This window comes from Priestia sp. P5_B4 (assembly GCF_056400385.1).
Genome location: NZ_JBFULJ010001362.1, coordinates 1 through 709 on the forward strand (window position 1 = coordinate 1; position 709 = coordinate 709).

Genomic DNA, 709 nt, shown 5'->3' on the forward strand with positions numbered 1-709 from the left:
GTTGGATTCTTAATGAAGAACCTCGATTCATCGTTCGGATTTTCCCAACTAAAATACTTTGCTTTAACGTCTTACTTCTGTTTAAAGTTGTATTCTTTTTCCGTTCCGTTTGAAAAACGAACTTCTAATTCAAACGACTGAAAATCTTTTTTTAGACCAAACGCATCGATTACTTCCTTTTTTACATCTTCATCGGGCGTGCGCTGATCAAAATTTAACTTTTTAAATTTTGAAGATAATTGATTAAAAGCTTTGTCTCCGTTCAAGTGCTCATCGTTAATATTATCATCCACTTTGGCTTCTATCTCATCATTTTCATTTTCGTAGTCGGCTTCATAATCATTGTTGAGCCCCTTATAGTCTACTTCTAAATCAAATTTTGAAAAGTTAAAAGATGTGTTTTCGCTTTGATTATCATAGCTCATCGGCGTTCCGCCATTCGTCACGCCTTGTTTATTTTGAGCTTCTTTTGCCGGTGCTGCATCATCATTGTGGCATGCTGAAAGTACGCTAATACCTATAAGGGAAAAGAATATGAAAAAGGGTCGTTTCTTCACTGTATTTCCTCCTTTGACTTCACTCTTCCTTCCCTTTATGTCCACAAATTTGATTTTTATACGCCTTCACTAGAAAACCCCGCTCTCTAAAAAGAAAGCGGGGTTTTTCGTCTTGTTTATTTTACATTCGAATAAGAAATACTGTACATGCT

At 35.7% G+C, this 709-nt stretch carries 1 protein-coding gene; it reads right to left on the reverse strand.

From position 1 onward, the window contains the following. Positions 1–71 precede the first annotated feature (71 nt). Positions 72–557 carry a YusW family protein gene (locus AC1DRF_RS30995; protein ID WP_274156433.1) on the reverse strand — a complete coding sequence of 162 codons (486 nt, stop codon included), beginning with the start codon at positions 555–557 and terminating at the stop codon, positions 72–74. Positions 558–709 lie beyond the last annotated feature (152 nt).